The sequence below is a fragment of the Comamonas sp. A23 genome (assembly GCF_004522605.1).
Lineage (GTDB): Bacteria > Pseudomonadota > Gammaproteobacteria > Burkholderiales > Burkholderiaceae_C > Comamonas > Comamonas thiooxydans.
Genome location: NZ_RSDT01000002.1, coordinates 655890 through 680158, shown reverse-complemented (window position 1 = coordinate 680158; position 24269 = coordinate 655890). Strand labels below are relative to the sequence as shown.

General features: G+C 64.6%; 19 protein-coding genes. 6 read left to right on the top strand and 13 right to left on the bottom strand.

What is annotated here, in order from left to right:
• Positions 1-51 precede the first annotated feature (51 nt).
• Positions 52-1251 carry an MFS transporter gene (locus EIC84_RS07575; RefSeq protein ID WP_034361304.1) on the top strand — a complete coding sequence of 400 codons (1200 nt, stop codon included), beginning with the start codon at positions 52-54 and terminating at the stop codon, positions 1249-1251.
• A gap of 12 nt (positions 1252-1263) precedes the next feature.
• On the opposite strand, the gene EIC84_RS07570 is transcribed toward EIC84_RS07575, so the two are convergent.
• The 4 genes from EIC84_RS07570 to cphA (EIC84_RS07555) all read right to left on the bottom strand — a co-directional run bounded on the left by EIC84_RS07570 (position 1264) and on the right by cphA (EIC84_RS07555) (position 9180).
• Positions 1264-3579: a TonB-dependent receptor gene (locus tag EIC84_RS07570; protein WP_003061866.1), complete on the bottom strand. Its 2316-nt coding sequence runs from the start codon at positions 3577-3579 to the stop codon at positions 1264-1266.
• An 84-nt stretch (positions 3580-3663) separates the two neighbouring features.
• Positions 3664-4038: a DUF2946 family protein gene (locus EIC84_RS07565; RefSeq protein WP_003061869.1), complete on the bottom strand. Its 375-nt coding sequence runs from the start codon at positions 4036-4038 to the stop codon at positions 3664-3666.
• Positions 4039-4332: 294 nt separating this feature from the next.
• Positions 4333-6903, bottom strand: coding sequence for a cyanophycin synthetase (cphA, locus tag EIC84_RS07560; RefSeq protein WP_003061870.1), 2571 nt, complete (start codon positions 6901-6903; stop codon positions 4333-4335).
• A 96-nt stretch (positions 6904-6999) separates the two neighbouring features.
• Positions 7000-9180: a cyanophycin synthetase gene (gene cphA, locus EIC84_RS07555; protein WP_034361371.1), complete on the bottom strand. Its 2181-nt coding sequence runs from the start codon at positions 9178-9180 to the stop codon at positions 7000-7002.
• A gap of 225 nt (positions 9181-9405) precedes the next feature.
• On the opposite strand from cphA (EIC84_RS07555), the gene EIC84_RS07550 reads away from it, so the two are divergent.
• The 3 genes from EIC84_RS07550 to EIC84_RS07540 all read left to right on the top strand — a co-directional run bounded on the left by EIC84_RS07550 (position 9406) and on the right by EIC84_RS07540 (position 12834).
• Positions 9406-11703 (top strand): ABC transporter ATP-binding protein, encoded by a 2298-nt coding sequence (locus EIC84_RS07550; RefSeq protein ID WP_034361307.1) that lies wholly within the window; start codon positions 9406-9408, stop codon positions 11701-11703.
• Complete coding sequence (locus EIC84_RS07545; protein WP_003061886.1) at positions 11700-12191, top strand: DUF1854 domain-containing protein; 492 nt, start codon at positions 11700-11702, stop codon at positions 12189-12191. The genes EIC84_RS07550 and EIC84_RS07545 overlap by 4 nt, the downstream gene beginning before the upstream one ends.
• 205 nt (positions 12192-12396) lie before the next feature.
• Complete coding sequence (locus EIC84_RS07540; protein ID WP_034361309.1) at positions 12397-12834, top strand: hypothetical protein; 438 nt, start codon at positions 12397-12399, stop codon at positions 12832-12834.
• 63 nt (positions 12835-12897) lie between these two features.
• Here the strand turns inward: EIC84_RS07540 and EIC84_RS07535 are convergent, their stop codons facing one another.
• From EIC84_RS07535 to gspF, 4 genes are all read right to left on the bottom strand, one after another.
• Positions 12898-13365, bottom strand: coding sequence for an EF-hand domain-containing protein (locus tag EIC84_RS07535; protein ID WP_003061892.1), 468 nt, complete (start codon positions 13363-13365; stop codon positions 12898-12900).
• 71 nt (positions 13366-13436) lie between these two features.
• Entirely contained in the window at positions 13437-14354 is a 918-nt protein-coding gene (locus tag EIC84_RS07530; RefSeq protein ID WP_003061895.1) for a 5'-nucleotidase, read from the bottom strand.
• 61 nt (positions 14355-14415) lie between these two features.
• Positions 14416-15618, bottom strand: a complete 1203-nt coding sequence (locus EIC84_RS07525) for an ammonium transporter (protein ID WP_003058831.1) — start codon at positions 15616-15618, stop codon at positions 14416-14418.
• Positions 15619-15749: 131 nt separating this feature from the next.
• Positions 15750-16973 carry a type II secretion system inner membrane protein GspF gene (gene gspF, locus EIC84_RS07520; protein ID WP_003061898.1) on the bottom strand — a complete coding sequence of 408 codons (1224 nt, stop codon included), beginning with the start codon at positions 16971-16973 and terminating at the stop codon, positions 15750-15752.
• A gap of 161 nt (positions 16974-17134) precedes the next feature.
• Here gspF and EIC84_RS07515 point away from each other — a divergent pair, with 161 nt between their 5' ends.
• On the top strand, positions 17135-17884 hold the full coding sequence (locus EIC84_RS07515) for an SDR family NAD(P)-dependent oxidoreductase (RefSeq protein WP_003061901.1): 750 nt from the start codon (positions 17135-17137) through the stop codon (positions 17882-17884).
• 72 nt (positions 17885-17956) lie between these two features.
• On the opposite strand, the gene EIC84_RS07510 is transcribed toward EIC84_RS07515, so the two are convergent.
• From EIC84_RS07510 to EIC84_RS07490, 5 genes are all read right to left on the bottom strand, one after another.
• Positions 17957-18613 (bottom strand): glutathione S-transferase family protein, encoded by a 657-nt coding sequence (locus EIC84_RS07510; RefSeq protein ID WP_003061904.1) that lies wholly within the window; start codon positions 18611-18613, stop codon positions 17957-17959.
• Between the two features lie 93 nt (positions 18614-18706).
• Positions 18707-19396 (bottom strand): YafY family protein, encoded by a 690-nt coding sequence (locus EIC84_RS07505; RefSeq protein ID WP_003061905.1) that lies wholly within the window; start codon positions 19394-19396, stop codon positions 18707-18709.
• Between the two features lie 125 nt (positions 19397-19521).
• Complete coding sequence (locus tag EIC84_RS07500; protein ID WP_003061908.1) at positions 19522-20529, bottom strand: LLM class flavin-dependent oxidoreductase; 1008 nt, start codon at positions 20527-20529, stop codon at positions 19522-19524.
• A 45-nt stretch (positions 20530-20574) separates the two neighbouring features.
• On the bottom strand, positions 20575-20859 hold the full coding sequence (locus tag EIC84_RS07495) for a hypothetical protein (RefSeq protein WP_034361373.1): 285 nt from the start codon (positions 20857-20859) through the stop codon (positions 20575-20577).
• A gap of 95 nt (positions 20860-20954) precedes the next feature.
• Positions 20955-22907 carry a hypothetical protein gene (locus tag EIC84_RS07490; protein ID WP_003061912.1) on the bottom strand — a complete coding sequence of 651 codons (1953 nt, stop codon included), beginning with the start codon at positions 22905-22907 and terminating at the stop codon, positions 20955-20957.
• Positions 22908-23080: 173 nt separating this feature from the next.
• Here EIC84_RS07490 and EIC84_RS07485 point away from each other — a divergent pair, with 173 nt between their 5' ends.
• Complete coding sequence (locus tag EIC84_RS07485; RefSeq protein WP_003061917.1) at positions 23081-24259, top strand: helix-turn-helix transcriptional regulator; 1179 nt, start codon at positions 23081-23083, stop codon at positions 24257-24259.
• Positions 24260-24269: the final 10 nt, after the last annotated feature.

The following is a 24269-nucleotide window of genomic DNA, read 5'->3' as shown; positions in this document are numbered from 1 at the left end:
AGGGCGGTGGCTCCATGCAAGCGCCGCATCCGCCGGATGTGGCTGTTATCTATGTCGGTTAACGTTTCCGCGCCCGGTCTGAGCGCTTCCTCCCTGTTGCTGATGGCACTGGCCTGCGGCCTTTGCGCGGGCGGCAATTATTTCAACCAGCCGCTGCTGCACTCGATTGCTGGTCATTTCTCGGTCAGCGAGTCGGCGGCTGCGACCAGCGTGACGCTGGCCCAGGTCGCTTATGCGGCAGGCCTGCTGCTGCTGGCCCCGCTGGGCGACAAGCTGCAGCGCCGCGGCCTGGCCGTGAGCCTGATGTTGCTGGCTGCCCTGGGGCAGGCGCTGTGCGGGCTGGCGGACCAGTTCGATCTGTTTCTGCTGGGCACGCTGATGGCCGGTCTGTTCTCGGTTGCAGCCCAGGTGCTGGTGCCCATGGCAGCGGCCCTGGCCCAGCCGAGGCAAAGCGGGCGGGCCGTGGGCTGGGTGATGAGCGGTCTGCTGCTGGGCATCTTGCTGGCGCGCAGCGTGGCCGGCATGGTCTCGGAGGCCTGGGGCTGGCAGGCCGTCTACCAGGGCGCTGCGCTGGTGATGGCCGTGGTGGCGCTGTGGCTGTGGAGGGCGCTGCCGGCATCGCGCAACCCCAGTCCTGTCAGTTATCCACAGGTGCTGAGAAGCATGTGGCATTTGCTGCGCAGTCAGCCGGGTCTGCGCCAGCGCACTCTGGTCAGCGCGCTGGCGTTCGCCTCGGTCAGCGTGCTGTTCTCTACCATGGCGCTGCAGTTGTCCAGCGGTCCCCTGGGCCTGGATGACGGTCAGATAGGCTTGATCGGTCTGGCCGGCGCGGCGGGAGCCCTGGTGGCCACTCAGGCGGGGCGGCTGGTGGACAAGGGCCTTGGCCGCGTGAGCTGTGCCATCGGGGCACTGGCCCTGCTGCTGTCCTGGCCGTTGCTATGGGTGGGCGGAGCGCATCTTGGCTGGTTTGTGCTGGGCATGGTGGTGATCGATCTGGGACTGCAATGCCTGAACATCACCAACCAGGCCACGGTGGCCCAGTTGCTGCCCGCAGCGCGCGGCCGCATGAATGCCGTCTATATGACGGGCTATTTCACGGGCGCGGCGGCGGGCTCGGCCCTGGGGACTCTCGCCTGGCGCATTGACGGCTGGCAAGGTGCCTGCGTGCTGGGACTGGCCCTGGCGCTGCTGGCCTGCCTGGGCACTTTCAGGATGCGCAAGACCCATGGCCTGGTGGCCAGGCTGGCCTAAAGCCGCCGGTGTCTAAAGATCCCAGCGCAGGGAGGCGCTAAAGCTTCTCTGCGGATAGGGATGGAAGTTCCAGTACCTGGCATTGTTGGCGTTGTCTATGCCAAAGGCTGCCGACAGCTGTCTGTCGATCTGATAGCGGGCCCGCAGATCGACGCTGAAATACTGGCTGGCACCCATATAGGTGTCGGCATGCACATCGCTGTTGTCGAGATTCGAGTACTGGCGTCCGCTGTAGCGCGCGGCCACCGTCAGGGCCCAGCGTTCATCGGGCTTGTATGTGGCCCAGGCCGTGGCGCGCCAGCGTGGCACGCGCGGCTGCCATTTGCCCACGCTGGCCGGGTTGGCGGTATTGGCCGTGATGCGCGAGTTGGCCCAGGTCAGGCTGCCGCCCAGGTCCAGCCCGCGAATCCACACCGACTGCGCCGAGTAAGCCAGTTCCAGCCCCGAGGTACGGACCTGATCCACGTTCTGCACCGCAGAGATGGTGGTGCCGGCAATCAGCTGGCTGTAAAGCGCATCGCGCGTGCGCTCGTGGAACCAGGTTGCGCGCAGCAGGCCGTTACCCAGGTCTTGCTCGGCCGTCAGCTCGCCCGTCCAGGACTTTTCGGGTTTCAGATTCGGGTCGTTGATGAAGGACAGCGCGCCGCCCGAAGTCGCGCCATACAGCTCGCCCACGGTGGGAAAGCGCACGGCACGGCCCAGCGAGGCCTTGAGCGTGGTGTTGCGGGCCAGCTGGTAGGCCAGCGCGGCCTTGGGCGAGAAATACGATTCGCTGCGCTGGGCGTAACTCAGCTGGCTGCTGGTCGTGGCGGTATGGCCCTGGCTGGCCGTCCAGTCCTCCCAGCGCAGACCCAGCACGGCCTTCCAGTCCCTGGCCAGCTGCCAGCTGTCCTGTGCCCAGGCATAGCGGGTCTCGGCCCTGCCGCCGACCTGACTGACGACAGCCTGCTCGTTGGCCGGGCCGGACTGCCAGTCGCCCAGCACGTTGTATTTGCTGATGTTGAGCTTGTAGGCATCGCGGCCCAGGCCGAAGTCCACGATATGTGTGCCCTGCAGGCCCAGTATGTCGTTCTGTCGCCATGTGCCCTTGGCGGCCAGCGTGTTCCAGCCCGTGCCGTCCTGATCCTGCAGCGTGCCCTTGCCGCCTAGATTGGCAGCCGGCTGGGCGACGGCGGGCACGCGCTGCTGATCCTTGCCGTAGTCATAGAGGCTGGCGCTGAGCTCCCAGTCAAACTCGCCCTGGGCATGACTCTTGAGCGAGACGCCATGCATGGTGTGGGTCTGCTGGTCCTGGCTCAGGCCGAAGGCGGTGTCGGCCAGCTTGTAGGTCTTGCCGTCGATATTGATGTTGCCGCTATAGACCGGCTGACCGTCGGGCCCGCGCAGATAGGTCTCGGAGCTGCCTCTGGCGCTGTTCTGCCACCAGCCCAGGGTGTAGCTGGCGCGCAGCGTGGGCGTGATGTCGTAGGCCAGCTTGATCTTGGCGTGATCCTGCCGGGTGCGGTACTGCGTGCCCGCGCCCAGGATGTACCAGGGCTGGTTGGTGGTGTTGAGCCCGGCAATCGCCCCGGTCACGGGCGTGCCGGCACCCCCCGCCACGCCGGCGGACTGCAGCACGGTGGGGAAGGTCATGGGCTGGCCCTGGCTGTCGCTGCGGCTCAGATTGATCCAGTACGACCAGTCGCCGCTTCTGCTGCCGATGGAGGCGCTGGTATTCCAGCTGCGGTAATGGCCGCTGCTGCCCAGCACGTCGGCGCTCTGGTGGGCATAGCCGGCGGCCACATGGGCTTCGAGCTTGTCGGGCATGCGCGTCACATAGTCCACCACGGCACCGGCGGAGTTGCCGGGGTAGGCGGCCGAGAACGGGCCGTACATGACATCGACGCGTTCGATCTCCTCGGGCGTCACCAGGCCCCAGCGCGGCGCATAGTTGCTGCCGTTGGCAATGCCATTGCCCAGATAGTTGGACAGCAGAATGCCGTCGGCATAGACGGCCGAGCGCGCGCTATTGCCCGTGCCCGAGGCCCGCGTGGAGAGGATGGCGTGGTTGTAGTCGCCGATATAGCGCTTGCGCACCAGCAGGCTGGGCAGATATTTGAGGGCATCCTCGCTGTCGGTGGCATTGATGCGGGTCTCTATCTCCTCGCGCGTGATGCCTTCGATGGTGGTCGGAATCTGCGTGGGCAGCGAGCTGGGCTGGCCGCCGTTGACGGTGACCACGCCCAGGGTCTTGGAGCGCTCAGGCAGGTCGGCGGAGTCGGTTGAGGTCTGGGCCAGGCACGGCCATGCGATACCACTGACAACCAGTGGCAGAAAAATCTGTTTCATGAATGCTTACCTTGGGACGTGGTCGTCCCTATGAATCTGATAGCGGCCGGCGCAGATCGGAACTGCGCTAGAGCCCGAAATGGTTCAAAGGTAAGCGGGGGGCGGCCCGCGCGCAGGCAGGGGGGCTGCGGTGAGTGAGGCGATGCGCGCCCGCTCCACGGGCTGCAGCGCATGCCACAGCGGCGACTCGGTAGGCGGCGGCAGCTGCAGCGCGGGCGGAGGCGGTGCTGCATGGGGCAGGCACATGGGGCAATCAAGGTGGCCCGCACCCAGGGCACTGCCGCCGTCTTCGCCCTTGACGATCAGCTTGACCGCGCCGGTGCTGGTGCAGATCAGCTCAAACCCCTGAGACTGGATCAGCGGCGCGGCTGCCGCCACCCCCATGGACAGTGCCATCCATGCCAGCACGCACCGGCCCAGCAGGCAGGTGGCAATGCGGCGAAGCTGTTGCAAGGTCATGGGTGGGCGGTGCTGATATGCGTGCGCATCATACGTCGTCCGCCGCCTCAGAGCATGCGTGAAAACCGCCGCGCAAGCCCTGCCGCAGGTGCAAAGTGCTGTGACTTCAAATACAGAACCCGGCGCAAGGCCGGGTTCTGTATGGAGGTGCCGAGGGTTCATGCACGGCTCCTGGGCTGGAATATAGGCACTCGCTCAAGCGAGAGATGGCAAGCAAGAGCCTGGCCGGCCGCGCCGCCTCGCGGCGAGGCCGTCGTCCCCCTCAGGGGGAAGGCGCGTCAGCGCCTCAGGGGGTCACTGTCCATTCACATGCTTGCGCAGATGCTCCAGAGCTTCTTCCACCTGATCCACCAGCACCAGGCACAGGTCGCCGGGCTGCAGGCGCGCCAGGGCATGGTCGATGGCAAGGAACTCGCCATGGATCTCTGTGCTGTAGCTGGTGCGCGGAGCGCCTTCCAGGCCCTTTTTCAGCAGGGCCAGCACTTCTCCATCCACGCGGCCACGCTGGCAGGCATCTTGATAGAGCACCACATCATCGAACACCTTGCCCAGGATCTGGGTCTGTTCGGTGATGTCCTGGTCGCGGCGATCGCCGGCGCCCGAGATCACCACGCTGCGGCGTTTGGCGGGCATGGCTTCCACGGCCTGCGACAGCGCGCGGATGGCGTCGGGGTTGTGGCCGTAGTCGGCAATGATGGTGGCGCCCTTGTAATCCATCACATTGAAGCGGGCAGGGGCGTTGTCGCTGTCATTGAGGAAGCCTGCCAGACCGCGACGGATGGTCTGCCAGGGCAGGCCTGCGGCCCATGCGGCGCCGATGGAGGCCATGACGTTTTCCACCTGGAAGGTGATGGTGCCGTTACGGGTCAGCGGAATGTCGCGCAGCGCGATGCTCTCGCGCCAGGAACCTTCTGCGGCCACGATGGCGTCGCCATCGACATAGACCACGCGGCTGCCCTGGGCACGGTGCGTGGCCATGACGGGGTGGTGGCGGTCGGCGGCAAAGAAGATGACCTTGCCGGGGCAGACATGGGCCATGGCCGCGACCAGTGGATCGGCGGCATTGAGCACGGCATAGCCCGTGGAAGCCACGTTCTGCACGATGACGCGCTTGAGAACGCTGACATCTTCCTTGGTGGTGATGAAGTTCAGGCCCAGGTGGTCGCCTTCGCCCACATTGGTGACCACGGCGACCTGGCAGCGGTCAAAGCCCAGGCCTTCACGCAAGATGCCGCCGCGTGCGCATTCCAGCACGGCCGCATCGGTCTCGGGGTGGGCCAGGGCGTTGCGCGCACTCTTGGGGCCCGAGCAGTCGCCGCTGTCGATCTGGCGGCCGTTGACGTACACGCCATCGGTGTTGGTCATGGCAGTGCGCCAGCCATGCGAGGTGAACAGGTGAGCGATCACGCGCGTGGTCGTGGTCTTGCCGTTGGTGCCGGTGACGGCGACCAGGGGGATGCGGCCGTCGTCGCCGGGCGCGAACAGCTCGTCCACCATGGGCACGCCCACATTGCGGGGACGGCCGAAGGAGGGCGCCAGGTGCATGCGCAGGCCGGGGGCGGCGTTGACTTCCACGATGCCGCCACTTTGCTCTTCCAGAGGCTTGAGCATGGTTTCGCAGACCACGTCCACGCCGCAGATATGCAGGCCTATGGTCTGTGCGGCCTCGATGGCGCGCGCGGCGATTTCGGGATGCACATCATCGGTCACATCGGTAGCGCTGCCGCCGGTGGACAGATTGGCGTTGTTGCGCAGCACCACGCGTTGGCCCTGGGCGGGCACGCTGTCAGGCGTCAGGCCTTCGCTGGCGATGCGGGCGATGGCGATATCGTCCAGCCGCACCTTGGTCAGTGCCGTGCCGTGGCCGGAGCCGCGGCGCGGGTCCTGGTTGACGATGTTCACCAGCTCGCGGATGGTGTGCTGGCCGTCGCCCAGCACCTGGGGAGGCTCGCGGCGGGCGGCAGCGACCAGCTGGCCGCCGACGACCAGCATGCGGAAGTCATGGCCGGGCAAAAAGCGCTCGACGAGGATCTCGTCGCCAAATTCGCTGGCGGTCTTGTAAGCGGCCTCCAGGCCTTCGCGGGTGGTGATGTTCACCACCACGCCCTTGCCCTGGTTGCCGTCCTGGGGTTTGACCACCACGGGCAGACCCACTTCCTGGGCCACGGCCCAGGCGTCTTCCACGTCGGTGACGGGACGGCCCATGGGCACGGGCACGCCGGCTGCATGCAGCAGGCGCTTGGTCAGATCCTTGTCCTGCGCAATGGATTCGGCCACGGCACTGGTGGAGTCGATCTCGGCGGCCTGGAAGCGGCGCGCACGCGAACCCCAGCCCAGCTGCACCAGCGAACCGGTGGTCAGGCGACGGAAGGGAATGCCGCGTGCCACGGCGGCATCGACGATGGCGCCGGTCGAGGGGCCGATGCGGTCGTCCTCGTCCAGCTCGCGCAGCTCGGCAATCGTGGCGTCGGCGTCAAAGGGCGTGTCGTTCAATGCCGCCTGAATCAGGGCTTCGGCACGCTCCATGGCCAGCTTGCCCACGGATTCTTCGGTGTACTCGACCACCACCTGGAAGGTGCCGTGCTCCACGGTCTCGTGGGTGCGGCTGAAGGTGACGGGGCAGCCAGCCTGGGCCTGCAGCGACAGGGCGGCAACTTCCAGCACATGGGCCAGCGACAGGCGCTGGTCTGCGCCATGCGGCTGCAGCGTACCGATGGTGGGGAAACGCGCGCGCAGCTTTTCTTCAAAGCCGGGCATGGCGGTGTACAGCAGCTCGCTGTCTTCGCAGTGCACGATGGCTTCGATGGCTGTGCTGCGGGTCCAGAGGTTGGGGCCGCGCAAGGCTCGGTTGCGAGTGATCTGCATAGTGTTTCTTTCAGCTGAATTTCAAGCTTTTTCTTGGTCTGACGCTTGTGAGGAAAGCGTCAGCAGCTATATCTGTTGAAGCGTTTTATGGGGCAATCAAGCCTGGTATTCAAAGGTCTTGATGCCGGCGCCGATCAGCTCGGGTGTGATGTCCAGCGCCCAGGCGGAGGCAATCGCAGCCAGCAGCGCGCTGGTGTCGGGGCGCTTGCCGCCGGCCAGGGACAGCGCTTCCAGCGTGCCCAGCACACGTTCCTGCGTGCCGGTGGCCAGCACCACGTTGTTGCCCTTGAGGAAGACGGCGCGGCCGCCTTCATGACGGGCTTCGGTGTTGGCGCGGTGGGCGGCGACAAATTCATTCTCGGCGCCGGTGGCGTACAGAATGACTTCACCGTCGCAGAGCTCGGCCAGATCGGCCACTTCGGGCAGGTCGGCGTTGAGCACGCCCGCGCCTTCGTCCAGCACCACGTCGATCTGGGTGCGCATCACGCGGCGCATCTGGCCGGGCTCCAGCACATCGTGATCGGCCAGTTGCTCGTAGCCGTCCATGTCGGTGACCACGCCGACCAGGCAGCGGTCATAGGCCAGGCCTTCTTCCAGAATGGAACGGGCCGTGGTCTGGATGACGGCGGCTTCGGCCAGACGGTTGGTCAGCAGACGATGGGCTCCGGCCCAGTTGGCGGTATTGGTCTTTTGCGTATGGCGATTGGCGAGGAACATGCCTTCGCTGCTGGCCACGCCGGTCAGCTTGCCCGACAGCTGCAGCAGCCAGCCGACCAGGCGCGAAATGAAGGCGTTGTTGCGTGTGCCCACAATGCCGACCACGGGGATGCGACCGGCGCCGGCACCGTCTTCGCGGGGGAAGAGATGGTCGGCAATCGCCATGCCCACGGGGCGCGGTGCGCCGCTGGTGGGCTTGAGGTGCATCAACAGGCCGGGGCCGGCGTTGACTTCCAGAATTGCTCCCTGGCCCTGCATGGGCTTGGAGACATCCTTGAGGATCATGTCCATGCCGGCAATGTCCAGGCCGACGATCTTGGCGGCCAGCACGGCGTAGTAAGCCACGTCGGGGTGCACGTCGTCGAGGCAGTCGATGGCCATATTGCCGTTGCGCTGCAGCAGCACGCCCTGACCCTGGGGAATCACGCTGTCGGGCGTCACATGCTGGCGATTGAGTTCCAGCTTGACGGCACCGGCTTCCAGATTGATCCAGTCCAGCGGGTATTCCTGCTCGGGGCCGCGGCGTGGGTCCTGGTTCAGCACTTCCACCAGCTCACGCAGCGTGGCATTGCCATTGCCGTAGACGGAAACCGTCTCGCCCTTGGTCGCGGCCACCACCTTGCCGCCCACGACCAGCAGGCGGTGCTCCACGCCGTCGATGAATTTTTCGACGATCACGTCCGAGCCTTCGGGCTGGGCCAGTGCAAACGCGGCCTTGATGTCTGCTTCCTTGGACAGCTCCAGGGTCACGCCACGGGCATGGTTGCCGTCCGAGGGCTTGACGGTCACGGGAAAGCCGATGTCCTGCGCCACTTCCCAGGCTTCTTCGGGCGATGCCACGATCTGGCCTTCGGGCACGGGCACGCCGCAGGCGGCCAGCAGGCGCTTGGTGAAGTCCTTGTCCTGGGCAATGCCTTCGGCGATGGCGCTGGTCTGGTCGGACTCTGCGGTCCAGATGCGGCGCTGTGCCGCGCCATAACCGAGCTGCACCAGGTTGCCGTCGTTGAGGCGGATATGGGGAATGCGGCGCTCGCTGGCGGCATCGACGATGCAGCCGGTCGAGGGGCCCAGGTAGCGGTCGTTGATGGCCGTCTTGATGGCATGTACGGCGGGCTTGAGGTCGAACGGCTCGTCATTGATGGCCGCCATCAGCAGCTTGTGCCCATATTCCAGAGCCACGCGGGCCACGGCCTCTTCGGGGCAGCGGAACACCATGCGGTACACGCCGCGCCTGGAAATTTCGCGGGTCTGACCGAATTCTGCGGGCATGCCGGCCAGGTTCAGCAGCTCGATGATGACATGCTCCATCACATGACCCATCCAGGTGCCGCCTTCCAGGCGCTGGATGAAGCCGCCGCGTTCACCGACGCCGCAGGTGTGCTCGATCAGATCGGGCAGCCAGCTGGTCAGGCGCTCGTTGAGGCCGGGGATCTTGTTGGACGGATAGTCTTCCAGCTCTCCCAGATCCAGCCAGACCTCCAGTACCGGGCGGTAGGTCCAGACACTGGGGCCACGCAGGAAAGTTGTGCGCAAGAGTTGGATGTCGTTGAATTTCGCCATGTTGATCAGCGGATAGGAATGAGGAGAGCAGGTTTTCTTAAACTCCTGCCCCTGATAGGTTGGCATTGTGCGCCCAGAATCTGCATTGTGAAGCTTGTCAGCCTAAATGCAGGTTCGCGCGTTAACCAGGATATATCGGACGTCAGGCGCAGCCATATTCACCATGCCGATGCGGTTGCCCGCATGACTCTTGGAGCCGCCATCGGCGGAGAAAAATAACTCAACATGCAACATCACCATACTGTGGACGCCTCGGCAGTCTTTGCCGGCCCCCTGGGGGGCGAGCTGCGAGCAAGACTCGCTGAACATGAAAACGTATTAGCCGTCGTCCCGGTTGACCTGAGTGCGGATTTGCAGTTCGGCAGCGGCCTTCTGGCCCTGACCCAGGAGCGTCTGCTGGCCTGCGATCCCAAGACCCAGCAGTGGCGTGAATGGGCCCTGGCGGTAGATCAAAGCCTGCGCCTGCAGGATCATGGCGGTGTGGGCAACCTGGAACTGCATGACAGGAGCGCGCGTCTTGCACAGTGGCTGATCACGCTGAAGCATCAGACCTCCATGCTGCAGCTGATGCAGCAGTTCGACCGCCAGCGCGAGCGCATCGCCCGTCAGGAGGCCTATAGCGCGGTCAGCGATGAGGATGTCCCGCATTGCCCGGTCTGCCACTCGGTGCTGCCGCCCGATACCGAGGAATGCCCGGCCTGCGCACGCCAGCAGGCGCCCCAGACCTCCACCTGGGTGCTGCTGCGCCTGTGGCGTTTTGCCAAACCTTATCAGGGCCAGCTGCTGCTGGGCTTCTTGCTGACCCTGGCCACCACGGCGGCCCAGTTGGTGGCTCCTTATCTGACCATCCCGCTGATGGACAAGATACTGATTCCGTTCCAGAACGGTGAAAAAATCGACCGGGATCTGGTTTTCTTCTATCTGGGCATGCTGCTGCTGTCGGCGCTGCTTGCCTGGGCATTGGGCTGGGCACGTACTTTCGTGCTGGCCAAGGTGTCCGAGCGCATAGGCTCCAATCTGCGCACCACCACCTACAACCACTTGCTGAACCTGTCGGTGGATTACTACGGCAGCAAGCGCACGGGGGATCTGATGGCGCGCATCGGTGCCGAAACCGATCGCATCAATCTGTTTCTGTCGCTCAACGCACTTGATTTTGCAACCGATGTGCTGATGATCGTGATGACATCGGCCATCCTGTTCTCCATCAACCCCTGGCTGGCGCTGGTCACGCTGGTGCCGCTGCCCTTCATCGCCTGGATGATCCACACCGTGCGCGACCGCCTGCGCACGGGCTTCGAGAAGATAGACCGCGTCTGGTCCGAGGTGACCAATGTGCTGGCCGACACCATTCCCGGCATCCGCGTGGTCAAGGCCTTCGCACAGGAAAAGCGTGAAGCCGACCGCTTTGCCGACGCCAATCTGATCAATCTCCAGGCCAACGACAAGGTCAACAAGACCTGGTCGCTGTTCACCCCCACGGTGACGCTGCTGACCGAGGTCGGCATTCTGGTGGTCTGGGGCTTCGGCATCTATCTGGTGGCCGGCGGCTCCATCACGGTCGGTGTGCTGACCGCCTTCATCGCCTATATCGGCCGTTTCTATACCCGCCTGGATTCGATGAGCCGCATTGTCTCGGTCACGCAGAAGGCTGCTGCCGGTGCCAAGCGCATCTTCGACATCCTCGACCATGTCAGCAATGTGCCCGAGCCCAGCAACCCCGTGAAGCTGCCCGGCAAGGCCAAGGGTGCCATCACCATGGAGGATGTGGGCTTTCGCTACGGCAGCCGTGCCGTCATCAAGCATCTGAACCTGGAGATCAAGCCCGGCGAGATGATCGGACTGGTCGGCCACAGCGGCTCGGGCAAGAGCACCCTGGTCAATCTGATCTGCCGCTTCTACGACGTATCCGAGGGCTCCATCCAGCTCGACGGCGTGGACGTGCGCCGCATGTCCGTGTCCGACTACCGCAGCAATATCGGCCTGGTGCTGCAGGAGCCCTTCCTGTTCTTCGGTACGATTGCCGAGAACATCGCCTACGGCAAGCCCGATGCCACGCGCGAGGAAATCGTGGCCGCGGCGCGTGCCGCCCATGCCCACGAGTTCATCCTGCGCCTGCCCCACGGCTATGACTCCCTGGTCGGCGAGCGCGGCCAGGGCCTGTCGGGTGGCGAGCGCCAGCGTATCTCCATCGCGCGTGCGCTGCTGATCGATCCGCGCATCCTTATCCTCGACGAAGCCACCTCGGCCGTGGATACCGAGACCGAAAAGGAGATCCAGAAGGCGCTGGACAATCTGGTTCAGGGGCGCACCACGATCGCCATTGCCCACCGTCTGTCCACCTTGCGCAAGGCCGACCGTCTGGTGGTCATGGATCGCGGCGAAATCGTCGAAGTCGGCCCGCACGACGAGCTGATGGATCTCAAGGGCCATTACTTCCGCCTGTACGACGCCCAGGCACGCCGTGCCGAAGAGGATGCGCAAGCGGCCGGCCTCAAGCTGCAGACCAAGGAAACACAATGATCGAAGCTCCCCAATCCAATCTGAGCGGCATGCAGCTGGAGCGCAACGCCCATGGCCGTCTGGTGCTGACCCTGGGCAACGGCCTGGTCTACGAAGCCGTCGTTCCCGTGCGTGCATTTCCGATTGCCGCGCCTGCCGAAGGGCTGTCGCTGATCGCCGCCGATGGCAAGGAAGCGCTGTGGGTGGCCCGCATGGCAGACCTGCAGCCCGAGCATCGTCAGCTGATCGAGCAGGACCTGGCAGTGCGGGAGTTCGTGCCGACCATAGAGCGCATTCTCAAGGTCTCGAGTTTTTCCACCCCCAGCACCTGGGAGCTGCAGACGGATCGCGGCCTGACGCAGATGGTGCTCAAGGCCGAGGAAGACATTCGCAAGCTGGCCGGGCGCACCCGACTGCAGATCACGGGCCAGGATGGCGTGCAATATCGGATTCCCGACAGCAGCAAGCTGGACCGGCATTCGCGCAAGCTGCTGGAGCGCTTTCTGTAAGCCGCGCAGCGCGACTATTTCAAGGGCCTCGCATAATCGCGAGGCCCTTTTTTGTATCAAATTGCGCAGTGGCGCTTGATATATATAGGCTAATAGCTATCAAAATAGGATTGAAAATAATCCTACAGTTTTCTCAAGCGTGGCCGATAACAGGGCGAGATAGCTGATTTTCCGCCTGCACCTTTTTACTGCCGAGGGCCAAGCCATGCAAATTCCACCTCTAGACCGGACACAGACGCCCTGGCGTACCCAGGGTGCGGATTTGTATTCCACAGGCGCCTCTGGCGCCGCGCCGGTGCGCCCCGTGAATGCGGTGAATGCGACGGAGTCGGTGGACAAGATCGGCGAGGGCCGCACGGTGCGTGAGCCCGAGAAGCCCTCGGCTCCCGATACCGAGAACCGCGACTGGACGCTGGCCGAGGAGGTCAAGCAAAAGGAGGAGGTCGAGGAGCCGCCCAAGGAGCCGATCTCCAAGCAACTGATCGAGTTCATCCAGTCCATGTGGCGCGCCAGCGCCCAGGCGGTGGAGCAGGCGCAGGAAACCAGCAAGTCGGAAGATCTGCTGCAGAGCAAGCAGCAGGCGCGCAATGAGCCGCTGACTTATTCCGAGCCCCGGATAAAGCGCAGCGGCAACGCCAAGTAAGTGATTGCTTTTTTTGAGAGCTGATTGCGCTTGATATTCAAGCGCTTCAGCTATTTTTATATCTTATTTGCTTTCAGGATCAGCGCTGTCAGCTTCTGATTTGTGAGCATCGTCCTTGGCTGGTGCAGCTGCCACGGCTTCCGCGGCCTTGGCCTTTTCACGCGCTGCCCGGTATTTGACGGCAAAGGCGCGCACTTCCTCATAGGTGACAAAGCCGTCCTTGTTGGTGTCGGTTTCGTCAAAGGCGGCGGCCAGCTTGGGGATGATGGCCACTTCCTTGCGGCTGAGCTTGCCATCCTGATTGAAGTCCAGCATCTTGAACTGCTGCTGGGCCTTGATCTCGCCCTTGGAGAGCTGGGTTCCCTGTCTTTCCGCCACCTTGTCGCTGGCGATTTCCTCGGCGCGCACCGTGGGCAGCAGCAGCACGGCGCTGGTCAGCAGCACGCCCATGGCGGTCTTCATGACCGAGCTGCTGCGCGCGACGATGGGGTGGTTCTTGGCTTTTGACATAGCGGTACAGATGAGGGCCATGACGGCATTCTCAAGCTCCGTCCCGCCGCACTTTCAAAGTTTTGCATTCGCTTGCCGGACTTTGCCAAGCTTTACGTAGGCAGCGCCGCCTTGTCGTGGGCAATGCCGCTGCGCACATGGCCCGAGGGAACATGCCCGGCTGCATTGCGCACATGGCCGGTCTGGTCGTCGAAGAAGAAATCGGGCTCGAACTCGCGCAGAAACCCGCCCTTGGCCAGTCCGCCGAGGAACATGGCTTCATCGACATCGATCTTCCAGTCCATCAGCGTATTGAGCGCGCGTTCATGGGCCGGGGCGCTGCGCGCCGTGACCAGGGCCGTGCGCACGCGCATGCCGGCCACATCGGCCTGCTGCAGCCGGTGCAGGGCAGCCAGCAGCGGCTTGAACGGGCCTTCGGGCAGCGGCTGGGCGGCTTTCTCCAGCTCATGCTGCTGGAAAGCCTCCAGGCCCTGGGCCTGGAAGATGCGCTCGGCCTCGTCGGAGAACAGCACGGCATCGCCGTCGAAAGCGATGCGCACTTCGCGGGGATGGCTGCTGCTGGCACGCATGGAGTCGGTGAACACATGGGCGGCCGGGTAGCCCAGCTGCAGTGCCTGGGTCACGTCGTCGGCATTCGCCGACAGAAACAGCTGGGCTCCCAGCGGGCGCAGATAGCCGAAGGGGTCGCGTCCTTGGGTGAACACGCCGCGCTGTATGGAGTGCAGGCCGTGGGCCTGGGCAGAGCGGAAGACGCGCATGCCGCTGACGGGGTCGTTGCGCGAGAGCAGCACCACTTCCACATGCTGCTGTGCCTCGGTGTTGAAGGCCAGCAGCTTCTTGACCAGCGAGAAGGCCACGCCGGGCGCGGCAGGCACATTCAGCCGCTCGCGCTGCAGGCGCAGATAGGTCGCCGGGTCGCTGTCCTCGAAGAGGCGGTTTTCCTCCTCGAAATCGAACAGGGCTCGCGAGGAGATGGCGACGACGAGCTTGTCGTTCAGGGTCATGGCCATGGCGGTACGGCTTTAAGCGGATGTGCAGACAAGCTCCGATGATACGCAGGCCGCCTGGCCCTCACCAGTTGGCTTCGCGCTCGGGCGTGGCACTGATGTGGTGTATGGACAGATCGGCCCCGTCGAACTCCTGCTCCTGGCTCAGACGCAGCCCCATGGTTTTCTTGAGCAGGCCGTAGACCAGCAGACCGCCCAGCGCGGCCCAGGCCACGCCCATCAGCGTGCCTATGAGCTGGGCCAGCGGATGCACGCCGCCAAGCCCGCCCAGCGCCTGCGTGCCGAAGATGCCGGCCGCAATGCCGCCCCAGGCGCCGCACAGACCGTGTAGCGGCCACACGCCCAGCACGTCGTCGATCTTCCATTTGTTCTGCGTCAGCGTGAACATGAAGACAAAGATGGCGCCTGCGGCAGCCCCCACGACCAGTGCCCCCAGCGGATGCATCAGATCCGAGCCCGCGCAGACGGCGACCAGACCGGCCAGCGGGCCGTTGTGCACAAAACCCGGGTCGTTTTTGCCCACTGCCAGGGCTGCCAGCGTGCCGCCCACCATGGCCATCAGCGAATTCACAGCGACCAGGCCGGAGATCTTGTCCAGACTCTGGGCACTCATCACATTGAAGCCAAACCAGCCCACGATCAGAATCCAGGCGCCCAGCGCCAGAAAAGGGATGCTGGAGGGCGGTGTGGCGGCAATCGCTCCGCCCTGGCGGTAACGGTTGCGGCGCGGGCCCAGCAGCAGCACGGCTCCCAGGGCGATCCAGCCGCCCACGGCGTGGACCACCACGCTGCCGGCAAAGTCATGGAACTCGGCACCGGTCAGCGCCTTGATCCAGGCCTGGACGCCGAAATGCTGGTTCCAGGCAATGCCCTCGAAGAAGGGATAGATCAGGCCCACGATCATGGCCGTGGCGATCAGCTGGGGCCAGAACTTGGCGCGCTCGGCGATGCCGCCCGAGATGATGGCGGGAATGGCGGCGGCAAAGGTCAGCAGAAAGAAGAACTTGACCAGGCCGTAGCCGTTGAGCGCAGCGAGCTGCTCGGCGCCCACGAAAAAGTGCGTGCCGTAGGCCACGCCATAGCCGAGAGCGAAATAGACCACGGTGGAGACCGAGAAGTCGACCAGGATCTTGACCAGGGCATTGACCTGGTTCTTGCGGCGCACGGTGCCCAGTTCCAGGAAGGCGAAACCGGCGTGCATGGCCAGGACCATGACGGCGCCCATCAGAATGAACAGGGCATCCGCGCCCTGTTTTAGTGCTTGCATGAAAACGCTCCAGCTGAAATTTGCTATTTATTGGTGCGAAATTGAGGGAAATACCCGCAATGCACTAAAAGAAAGCAAGAATTGCGCCAAGCTGGAGTGGGCGCTTCCGCACCGCTGCGGACGCGGCCGGCCTATTTGACGAACTGGTTGAGCTGGATGATGGGCATGAGCACGGCCAGCACGATGAGCATGACCACCAGTCCCATGACGACGATGAGCAGCGGCTCGAGGATCGTGGCCAGGTGCATGGCGCGGCGCTGGACCTCGGTGGACAGCTGGGTGGCGGCACGCTGCAGCATCAGCGGCAGCTGGCCCGTCTGCTCGCCCAGCCGGGCGAACATGGCGACCAGGCCCGGAAAGCGCTTCTTCTGAGCCAGGGCCGAGGCCAGTGGCGCGCCTTCGCGCACCAGCACCAGCGCATCCATGGCATCGGCGCGCAGGGCGCGGTTGTTCAGCGTCTCGGCCGCGGCCTGCAAGGCCTTGAGAATGGGTACGCCCGCTCCGGCCAGCATGGCCAGAGTGCCGGCAAAGCGCGCCGCGTTATAGCTGCGCGAGAGCCGGCCTATGAGCGGCAGACGCAGCCACTGGGCATCGAAGCGCTCGCGAAACGCCTCGTTCCTGAGCGCCAGCCGAAAGCCCACGGCAGCCAGCAGCAGCACGGCCAGCATGAGCCAGCCGTAGTGGCGCACAAAGTCGCTGATGCCGAGCATGACCACGGTGAGAAACGGCAGCGCACGCTTGGTGCCGGCAAACACGCCGGCCACCTGCGGCACCACATAGCTGACCAGAAAGATCACGATGACGATGGCCACCAGCGTCACGATGGCCGGATACAGCGAGGCGCCGATGAGCTTGGACTGCAAGGCCTGGCGCGCCTCCAGGTCGTCGGCCAGGTTTTCCAGCACCGGACCCAGGCTGCCGCTGGATTCGCCGGCGCCGATCACGGCGCAAAAGATATCGGAAAACTCGCGTGGATGCTGTTCCAGCGCCCTGGCAAAGCTGGAGCCGGCATTGACCTCGGCCCTCAGCGCTGCGACCAGCTGATGCTGGCGTTCGTCCTCGGCTTCCTCGGACAGCGCGGCCAGTGCGCGTTCTATGGGCAGGCCGGAGCTGACCAGGCCCGAGAGCTGGCGGGTCCATACCGCGAGGCTGGTGGAGTTGAAGACCGGGCGCGTGAACCATCCGGAAGCGCCGGTGCGGCCTTGGCCCTTGCCAGCGGCGACGGGCTCGACCTGCAGCGGCACCAGGGCCTGGCTGCGCAGCTGGCTGCGCGCGGCACGGGCGTTGTCGGCTTCCAGGGTGCCCTTGCGGGTCTGGCCCTGGGCATCCAGGGCTTCAAAGGTAAAGGCGGGCATGCGCGAATCGATCTGACGGGTGAGGGGGTTAGTGCAGATGGTAGCGACTAATGATGTCAGCACTTCGGCGTTTGAGAGAGCGAGCCCGGCTTGACGCAGGTCAGGACTGCCGCGGGCGAGGTCGGCACAATGGTCTGCCGATTCAAGAATGCGAGGTTTCGATGCTCAAGGACAAGGTTGCATTGGTGACGGGGGCTGCATCCGGCATAGGCCGCTGTGTGGCACTGACATGGGCCAGGGAAGGCGCGCGGGTGGTGCTGGCCGACCTCAACGAGGAGCAGGGCCAGGAGAGCGCGGCCCTGGTGCGCGAGCTGGGTGCCGAGGCACTGTATCTGCGCGCCGACGCCGGCAGCGCGGCGGATCATGAAGCGCTGGTGGCCCTGACCATGCGCCACTTCGGCAGGCTGGACGTGGCCTGCAACAACGCCGGCATCGGCGGAGCCAGCGCGCCCACGGCCGACTATCCACTCGATGCCTGGGAGCAGGTGCTGCGCGTCAATCTCTCGGGTGTCTTCTATGCCTGCAAATACCAGATCGCCGCCATGCTGCAGGGCGGTGGCGGCTCCATCATCAATATGGCGTCCATACTCGGCGCCGTGGGCTTTGCCAACTCTGCAGCCTATACAGCCGCCAAGCATGGCGTGCTGGGCCTGACCAAGGCGGCGGCGCTCGAGTATTCGGCCAGGGGCGTGCGCGTCAATGCCGTGGGGCCGGGCTTTATCCACACTCCCATGATCAGCGGTCTGGAGCAGGACCCGGCTACGCATGCGGCGCTGGTGGCGGCCCACCCCATGGGACGCCTGGGCCAGCCCGAGGAGATCGCCGAGCTGGTGGCCTGGCTGGCCAGCGACCGTGCGTCGTTTGTGACGGGCGCTTATTACCCGGTCGACGGCGGCTACCTGGCACGCTGAGTGGTCTGCAGCGGCTTGCTATAGGTTTTGATGACCCTGCGCTTGACTGGCGATCGCTGCAGGCCAGAACCTTTAAACAACTGGCGCCATGGCGGCGGCTTGCATATCGCCGTCGATCTCGTCGGCGCGCACCGAGGCCGCACGCTGCAGCAGCGGCGTGGCATAGGCCTCGAATTCGGGCCGCTTGGGCAAGCTGCCGTCCATCATGCTCCATCCGATATAGCTGGCCAGATACAGATCGGCGGCCGTGAAGTGGTCGCCGCAGACATAGCGTTTTCCGGCCACCGCATGCAGCAAGGTGTTCAGCACATCGTCAAAGCGGCCAAAGCCTGCGCTCATGGCCTGCTGATGAGTTTGCGATTGCAGCCAGCCTTCGTTGCGGGCGGTTGTGACGGCCTCCACCGGCCCGGCGACAAAGAACAGCCAGCGAAAGTAGCTGGCGCGCTCCGTGCTGCCCATCGCCGGGGCCAGTCGTTTCTCGGGGAAAAGCTCGGCCAGATAGGCGAGGATGGCTCCGGTCTCGGTGACCACGGCATCGCCATGCTGCAGCGCCGGGACCTTGCCCATGGGGTTGATGGACAGGTACTCGGGTGACTTCATCTCGGGTCCGAATTCCAGGTCAACGGTTTCATAGTCGGCACCGCATTCCTCCAGCATCCAGCGCACCATGCGGGCGCGTGATCTGGGGTTGCTGAAAAAGCGCAGCTTGGGCTGGTGAGATGTGGACATTGCGGCTCTCCTTGACGGGCTGTTGTGACATGGCAAAAACGCCATGCAGCCAATGTAGGAGCGGGGGCTGACAGTTTCTGTCAGCAGCGCCTCTCAATCCAGCGTATAGCCGGTTTCGTCCAGCCAGCGCTGTATCAGCGCCTGGCGTCGCTGCGGGTAGCGTTCGCCCAGATCCTCCAGCGCATCCACACGGTCGGCGCGAAAGTGACGAAAGGCCTGGCGCAACTCGCACCAGGCCGACACCACGCGGCTGCGCTCGAAGTAGGCCATGGCAAACGGCCAGATCTGGCGCTGGCTTGGCACGCCATGTTGGTCACGGTAGTGCAGCACGACCTTGTGTTCGGCACGGATGGCGCGGCGCAGCGCGGCCTGCCAGGGCTCGGGCGGCGGGTCGTTCTGCATATTGGGAACCAGCAGGCCGCTGGTATCGACGGCAATGCGCAGCTCCAGCGGCAGTGCTGTGCGTATGCGGTCCATGGCGGCGGTGGCGGCCTGGGCCAGTTGCGGATCAGCCTGCAGGCTGGCCCAGCGCGCGCCCAGCAGCAGCGCCTCCAGCTCGTCGGCGTTGAACATCAGCGGCGGCAGCAAAAAGCCGGGCCGCATCTCGAAGCCTATGCCGGGGTCGCCCAGAATGTCGGCTCCTTGAGTTCGCAAGGTGGCGATGTCGCGATACAGCGTGCGCAGGCTGACGTCCAGCGCCTGAGCCAGCTCGGGCCCGGTCTGCGGCTGACGGGCGCGGCGCAGCGTATCCAGCAATTGCAGCAGACGGGCGGAACGGCTCATGGGCAAGATTTCAGAGGTGAACGACGCTGGAGTTTGGCACGCTCTGATGCCGGGACGCCGGTCTGTCGCTATCCCTGAGCTTCCTCCTCCCGCGCAGCGAGAGAGGAGGGAGCTGCCAGGACCGCTCAGGCTGCGGTGTTCATGGCGCCAGCCGTGATTTCCAGGCTGCGCAGGCGCAGCTCGGCGTCATAGACATCGCTGACGATCATGAATTCATCGGCCTGGGTCTCGTCGGCTAGCTTTTGCAGGCCCTGGCGCACGGTATCGGGGCCGCCGATGACGCCCACGGCCAGAAAATCGGCAATCGCCGCCTGGGCGCGTCCGTCCAGCTGCTCCCAGAAGTCCGGTATCGGGGGCATGAGACGGGTGCGGTTGCCGGTGAGAATGCCGAGCACGCGCTGATAGGTGCTGCTGGCCAGAAATCGGGCCTCTTCATCGCTGGGGGCTGCAATCACGGGCACGCCGACAATCGCGTAAGGCTTGGCCAGTGTGGCACTGGGCTTGAACATCTGGCGGTACAGGGCCAGGGCCTGGTGCAGCATGCGCGGCGCAAAGTGCGAGGCAAAGGCATAGGGCAGGCCCATGTGTGCAGCCAGCTGGGCCGAGAACAGGCTGGAGCCCAGCAGCCAGATCGGGACATGCGTGCCCGCGCCCGGCATGGCGATGATGCGTGCTCCATCCTGCTGATCGCCCAGCAGGCGCTGCAGCTCCTGTACGTCGCGCGGGAAGTCCTCCTCGGTCTCCACGCGGTCGCGGCGCAGGGCGCGCATGGTCGCTGCGTCAGTACCCGGCGCGCGGCCCAGACCCAGGTCGATGCGGCCCAGGTAGAGCTCGGCCAGCGTGCCGAAGGCCTCGGCGACCACCAGCGGTGCATGGTTGGGCAGCATGATGCCGCCCGAGCCCACACGAATCTTCTGCGTGGCACCTGCGATGTGGCCGATCAGCACGGCCGTGGCCGAACTCGCAATGCCCGGCATATTGTGGTGCTCGGCCAGCCAGTAGCGGGTGAAGCCCAGCTTTTCAGCCTGCTGCGCGGTGCGCACGGCAATCTGCAGAGCATCGGCCACCGTTCCGCCTTCGCGCACGGCGACCAGGTCCAGCATGGACAGCTTGACGTTGTTCAGGGATTTCATGGCGATTGATCTCTATGGTTTTGATAGCTTGCAGCGTTTTTGGGGTCAGCGCTTGCGGCCGATCTCACGTCCAAAAACAATGCCGACCAGCACACCCCAGGCCAGCAGCACGGCGGCCATGGCGTAGTAGGTGCTGCCGGCTTGCATGGCGAATACCGAGCCCAGCAAGGCCACCAGCGCGGCCATGCGGATCACGCGGCGCAACTGGTCCACGGGCAGGCGGGCCTTGAGGTTGAACAGCACGGCGAGGCTGATGACAGCCAGGGCGATCAGCAGCAGAAACAGATCGCCGCCATAGGGCTGGACGAAAGTGCGAAGGTTTTCAAGCATGGCAACGATTCTGGCAAAGCTCAATGACCGCTGCTGGCTGAGGCCATGCATGAAAAAAGCCCACCGTGAGGTGGGCTGTGCAGCGAGGCGGGGAGTCAGTTCAGGCCGAGGGCGGCAAGCAGCGCATCGGCTGCAGTGCCATTGAGCCGCTGCTGATTGCTGACCATCTGCTTGTCCCGATAGCCGACATAGGTGATGCCGCCGCGCTCGACGAACAGGCGGTAGCTCTGGAAGTTGCTGACATTGAGCTGGGTGGGCTCCTGTGCGAAGCGCAGCACCTTGGCATCTGCCTGGCTGGCGATGCTGTAGTTGCTGACCAGGATCGTCTTGCAGGTGGACACTCCGTTGATGAACAGGGTCCGGTTGTTGGGCAAGGTGCTCATATCGCCCTCGCATTCATAAAAGCGCGCGCGCTGCTCGCCGCCGTTCTCGAAACCCACCATATAGCGCTTGTAGGCAGCACTGCCATCGGGCTTGAGATAGTCGCGGCGGCCGACCAGCACGCGCGAGTTGTTGCCGTGCACATCGGCGGCCGAGACATTGGGCGCGAAGTCGCCGGCGTTCCACGCGATGAATTCCGCAAGCGTGGCGCTGCGCCAGGTGCTGGTGTCAGGGTTGTTGGGGGCGTCGGCACGAGCAATGGTGGCGCGGTTGGCGTTGTTGCTCAGGTAGTAGTCGCTGCCGCCCAGATCGGTGACGGTGCGATAGCTGAGCGTGGAGCCGCTGGGGAAGGTCGTTTCGGCGGGAACCTGATCGGGCCTGGGGCCCCAGCTGGCAAAGCTGCCGTCGGCCGCGTCCTGCCACGGCGCGGAGCGGATCTCGGTGACGATGTCGCGCATCTTCAGGCCGGTGATATTGCGCACGCTTTGCCTGGCTCTGCTGGCCAGGCTCTTGCAGTACAGGGATTCGGTCTCGCCGCTGGCAAGGCTGGTGACCTGCTGCACGAAATCGGTGGGACAGGCAAACCATTCGCTGCCGGTCCAATAGACCTGCGGCCGGGTCCAGGGCTGTTCCTGGCCGCCGACCACGCGCTCGCGGAATGCCGTGAAATAGCGTTTGCCGTTGGCATCGGGCGTGTTCTGCTCGGCCGTGGCTTCGAAGGCCCGGATGTAGTAGTTGCTGGTGTCGGTAAAGCTGAGCCAGCGCAGCTGAGTGCTCGGCGCGGGGCCGCCGGCCTCGGGGCTGCTGGATTGCGACTGCATGGCTGCGATCAGGCCCACATTGCCGGCCGTGACGCCCGAGGCACTGGCCACCTGCTGGGCGGCGGTTTCCATGGCTGATTGCTTGTCCTTCATGGAGCTGCTGGTGTCGCTGAGGGCGGGGTTGTCCAGCACGGCCGTGGCCAGGGTTTGCAACTGCTGCAGCAGCACGCTGTTGATGGCGGCATTGAGCTGCACCGAGCTCAGCGGTGCGCCGTCGACGCCAGTGGCGCCTGCCGTGTTGCTGAGCTGGGTCTGGGTGGTCACCACGATCAGGCGCGCCATGGTTGCGGCCAGCTTGCCGGCGTCGCTGCCGTCCTGGGTGAAATCCGCCAGCGCCGAAGTGCCCAGGCCCAGCTGGCTCTGGATGGCTGCTGCCGCATCGCTGGTGCTGCTGCCCGTGGCCTGGCTGTGCGCATGGACCAGGGTGCTCAGCGGGCTGACGACGCCAGGCTGATCGGCGGGCGCTCGCAGCATGAAGGCCACGGGAACGGCGCCGGTGTCGGCATCGACGGAGTCCTTGGTGACCAGGGCCAGAATCGGGAATTTGCCCACATCGGCCTCTGGCACTTCCAGGCTGGCTTGACCGGCTGCATTGGTGACGGCACTGGGCTCCCCTGTGTCGCAGCTGCCGTTGTCGTTTCTGTCCAAGCAGACCTTGACGTTCTGCAAGGCGCCGTCGATCACGGTGGTGGAGATCGATCTTGTGGCCGGAGCCGGGGCGGGCGACGGAGCGGGAGAGGCGCTGTCGCTGCCGCCACCGCAGCCGGCAATGGAGGCAATCAGGACCAGGGTGCCCAGGGATACCGAGCGGCGGATGAAGAGTGTGGTGGTGGATGTTTGTGACATGGCAGCCTTTGGTTGAGAGAGTGGCTGTCGTTGTTTGTAAGCACTTGTTGTCGCGAAAACATCACCAGAATGAGTGAAGGGTTTGCAGCTATTTCAAAGTGTGAGTAAATGAAATGAATCCCCGGCGAAGCTCCATGAGGTGCTTGCTGTGGCGAGCCTTGGAAGGGGGCTCTATGGCGGTAGCGCATCTGCCTTTGATGTTGCAGGAACGGTTGCCCGCATTGATTGCGGCCATCTACGAGTCGGCACTGGAGCCGGCGCGCTGGCAGGGCTTTCTGGCCTTGTTCGGCGCGGCCCTGCGTTCACCGGCCAGCGTGATCTGGGCCAACGATTTCGCGCAGCGGACGGTGGATCTGGACGGGGGGGTTGGCACTTTCGGCGCCAGTCAGGGCTTTGCCGCCGCCGAACTGGAAAGCTTTGCCGCGCACTACTGTCAGTGCAATGTCTGGCTGCAGGACCAGAGTCTGCATAGACCGGGCACGGTGGTGAATTCCTCCACCCTGTTTCCCGACCGCAGCCTGCCGGGTACCGAGTGGTATGGCGACTGGTTGCGGCCTCAGGACCTGTTCTATTCCTGCGCGGCCGTGGTCGACAATCAGCATGACCGATCTTTCAACATCACCGTTGTCAGGCCGCATGCCGTGGGTGCCTACAGCGCCGAAGAGCTGGGCCTTGTGCAGCAGCTCATGCCGCATCTGCAGAGCGCATTTGCAATTCACCGACGCCTGTACCGTACCCAGGCATTGCTGAATGCATCGCTGGCCGTACTGGAGGATCTGCCGGTAGGCGTGGTTCTTCTGGACGAGCGTGCGGCCGTGATGCATGCCAGCAGCCGGGCCTTGCGCCTGATGGAGCAAAGCCAGCTGATGTATCGCGCGGCCGACGAGAGCCTGCAGGCCACCAATGCCGCAGACCAGCGCTGGCTGCAGAAAGCCATGCGGGACTGTGTTGCCACGGGACTGGGCAAGGCGCTGCACCACGGGCGGGCCAGCCGCTTCACAGGGCTGGCCGGACAGCAGTTGCAGGTCATGGTGTCGCCCTTGCCCGTACACAGCAGCCCCTATGGCGAGCGCAGTGCCGCCATGCTGCTTATCAGCGATCCGGCGCTGAGCATTCCTTCGCTGCAGGATTTGCTGCGCAATCTCTATCGGCTCACGCTGGCAGAGGCTCAACTGGCCCAGGCACTGATCAATGGCTGGACCCTGCAGGAGTTCGCCGAGAGACAGGGCCTGTCCATCCATACCGCGCGTTCGCAATTCAAATCGGCAGCGGTCAAGGTCGGTGTGGGGCGGCAGGCTGATTTCGTGCGCGTGCTGCTCACGGGGCCTGCCATGCTGCGCTGGCGCGAGTGAGTCTCGGACC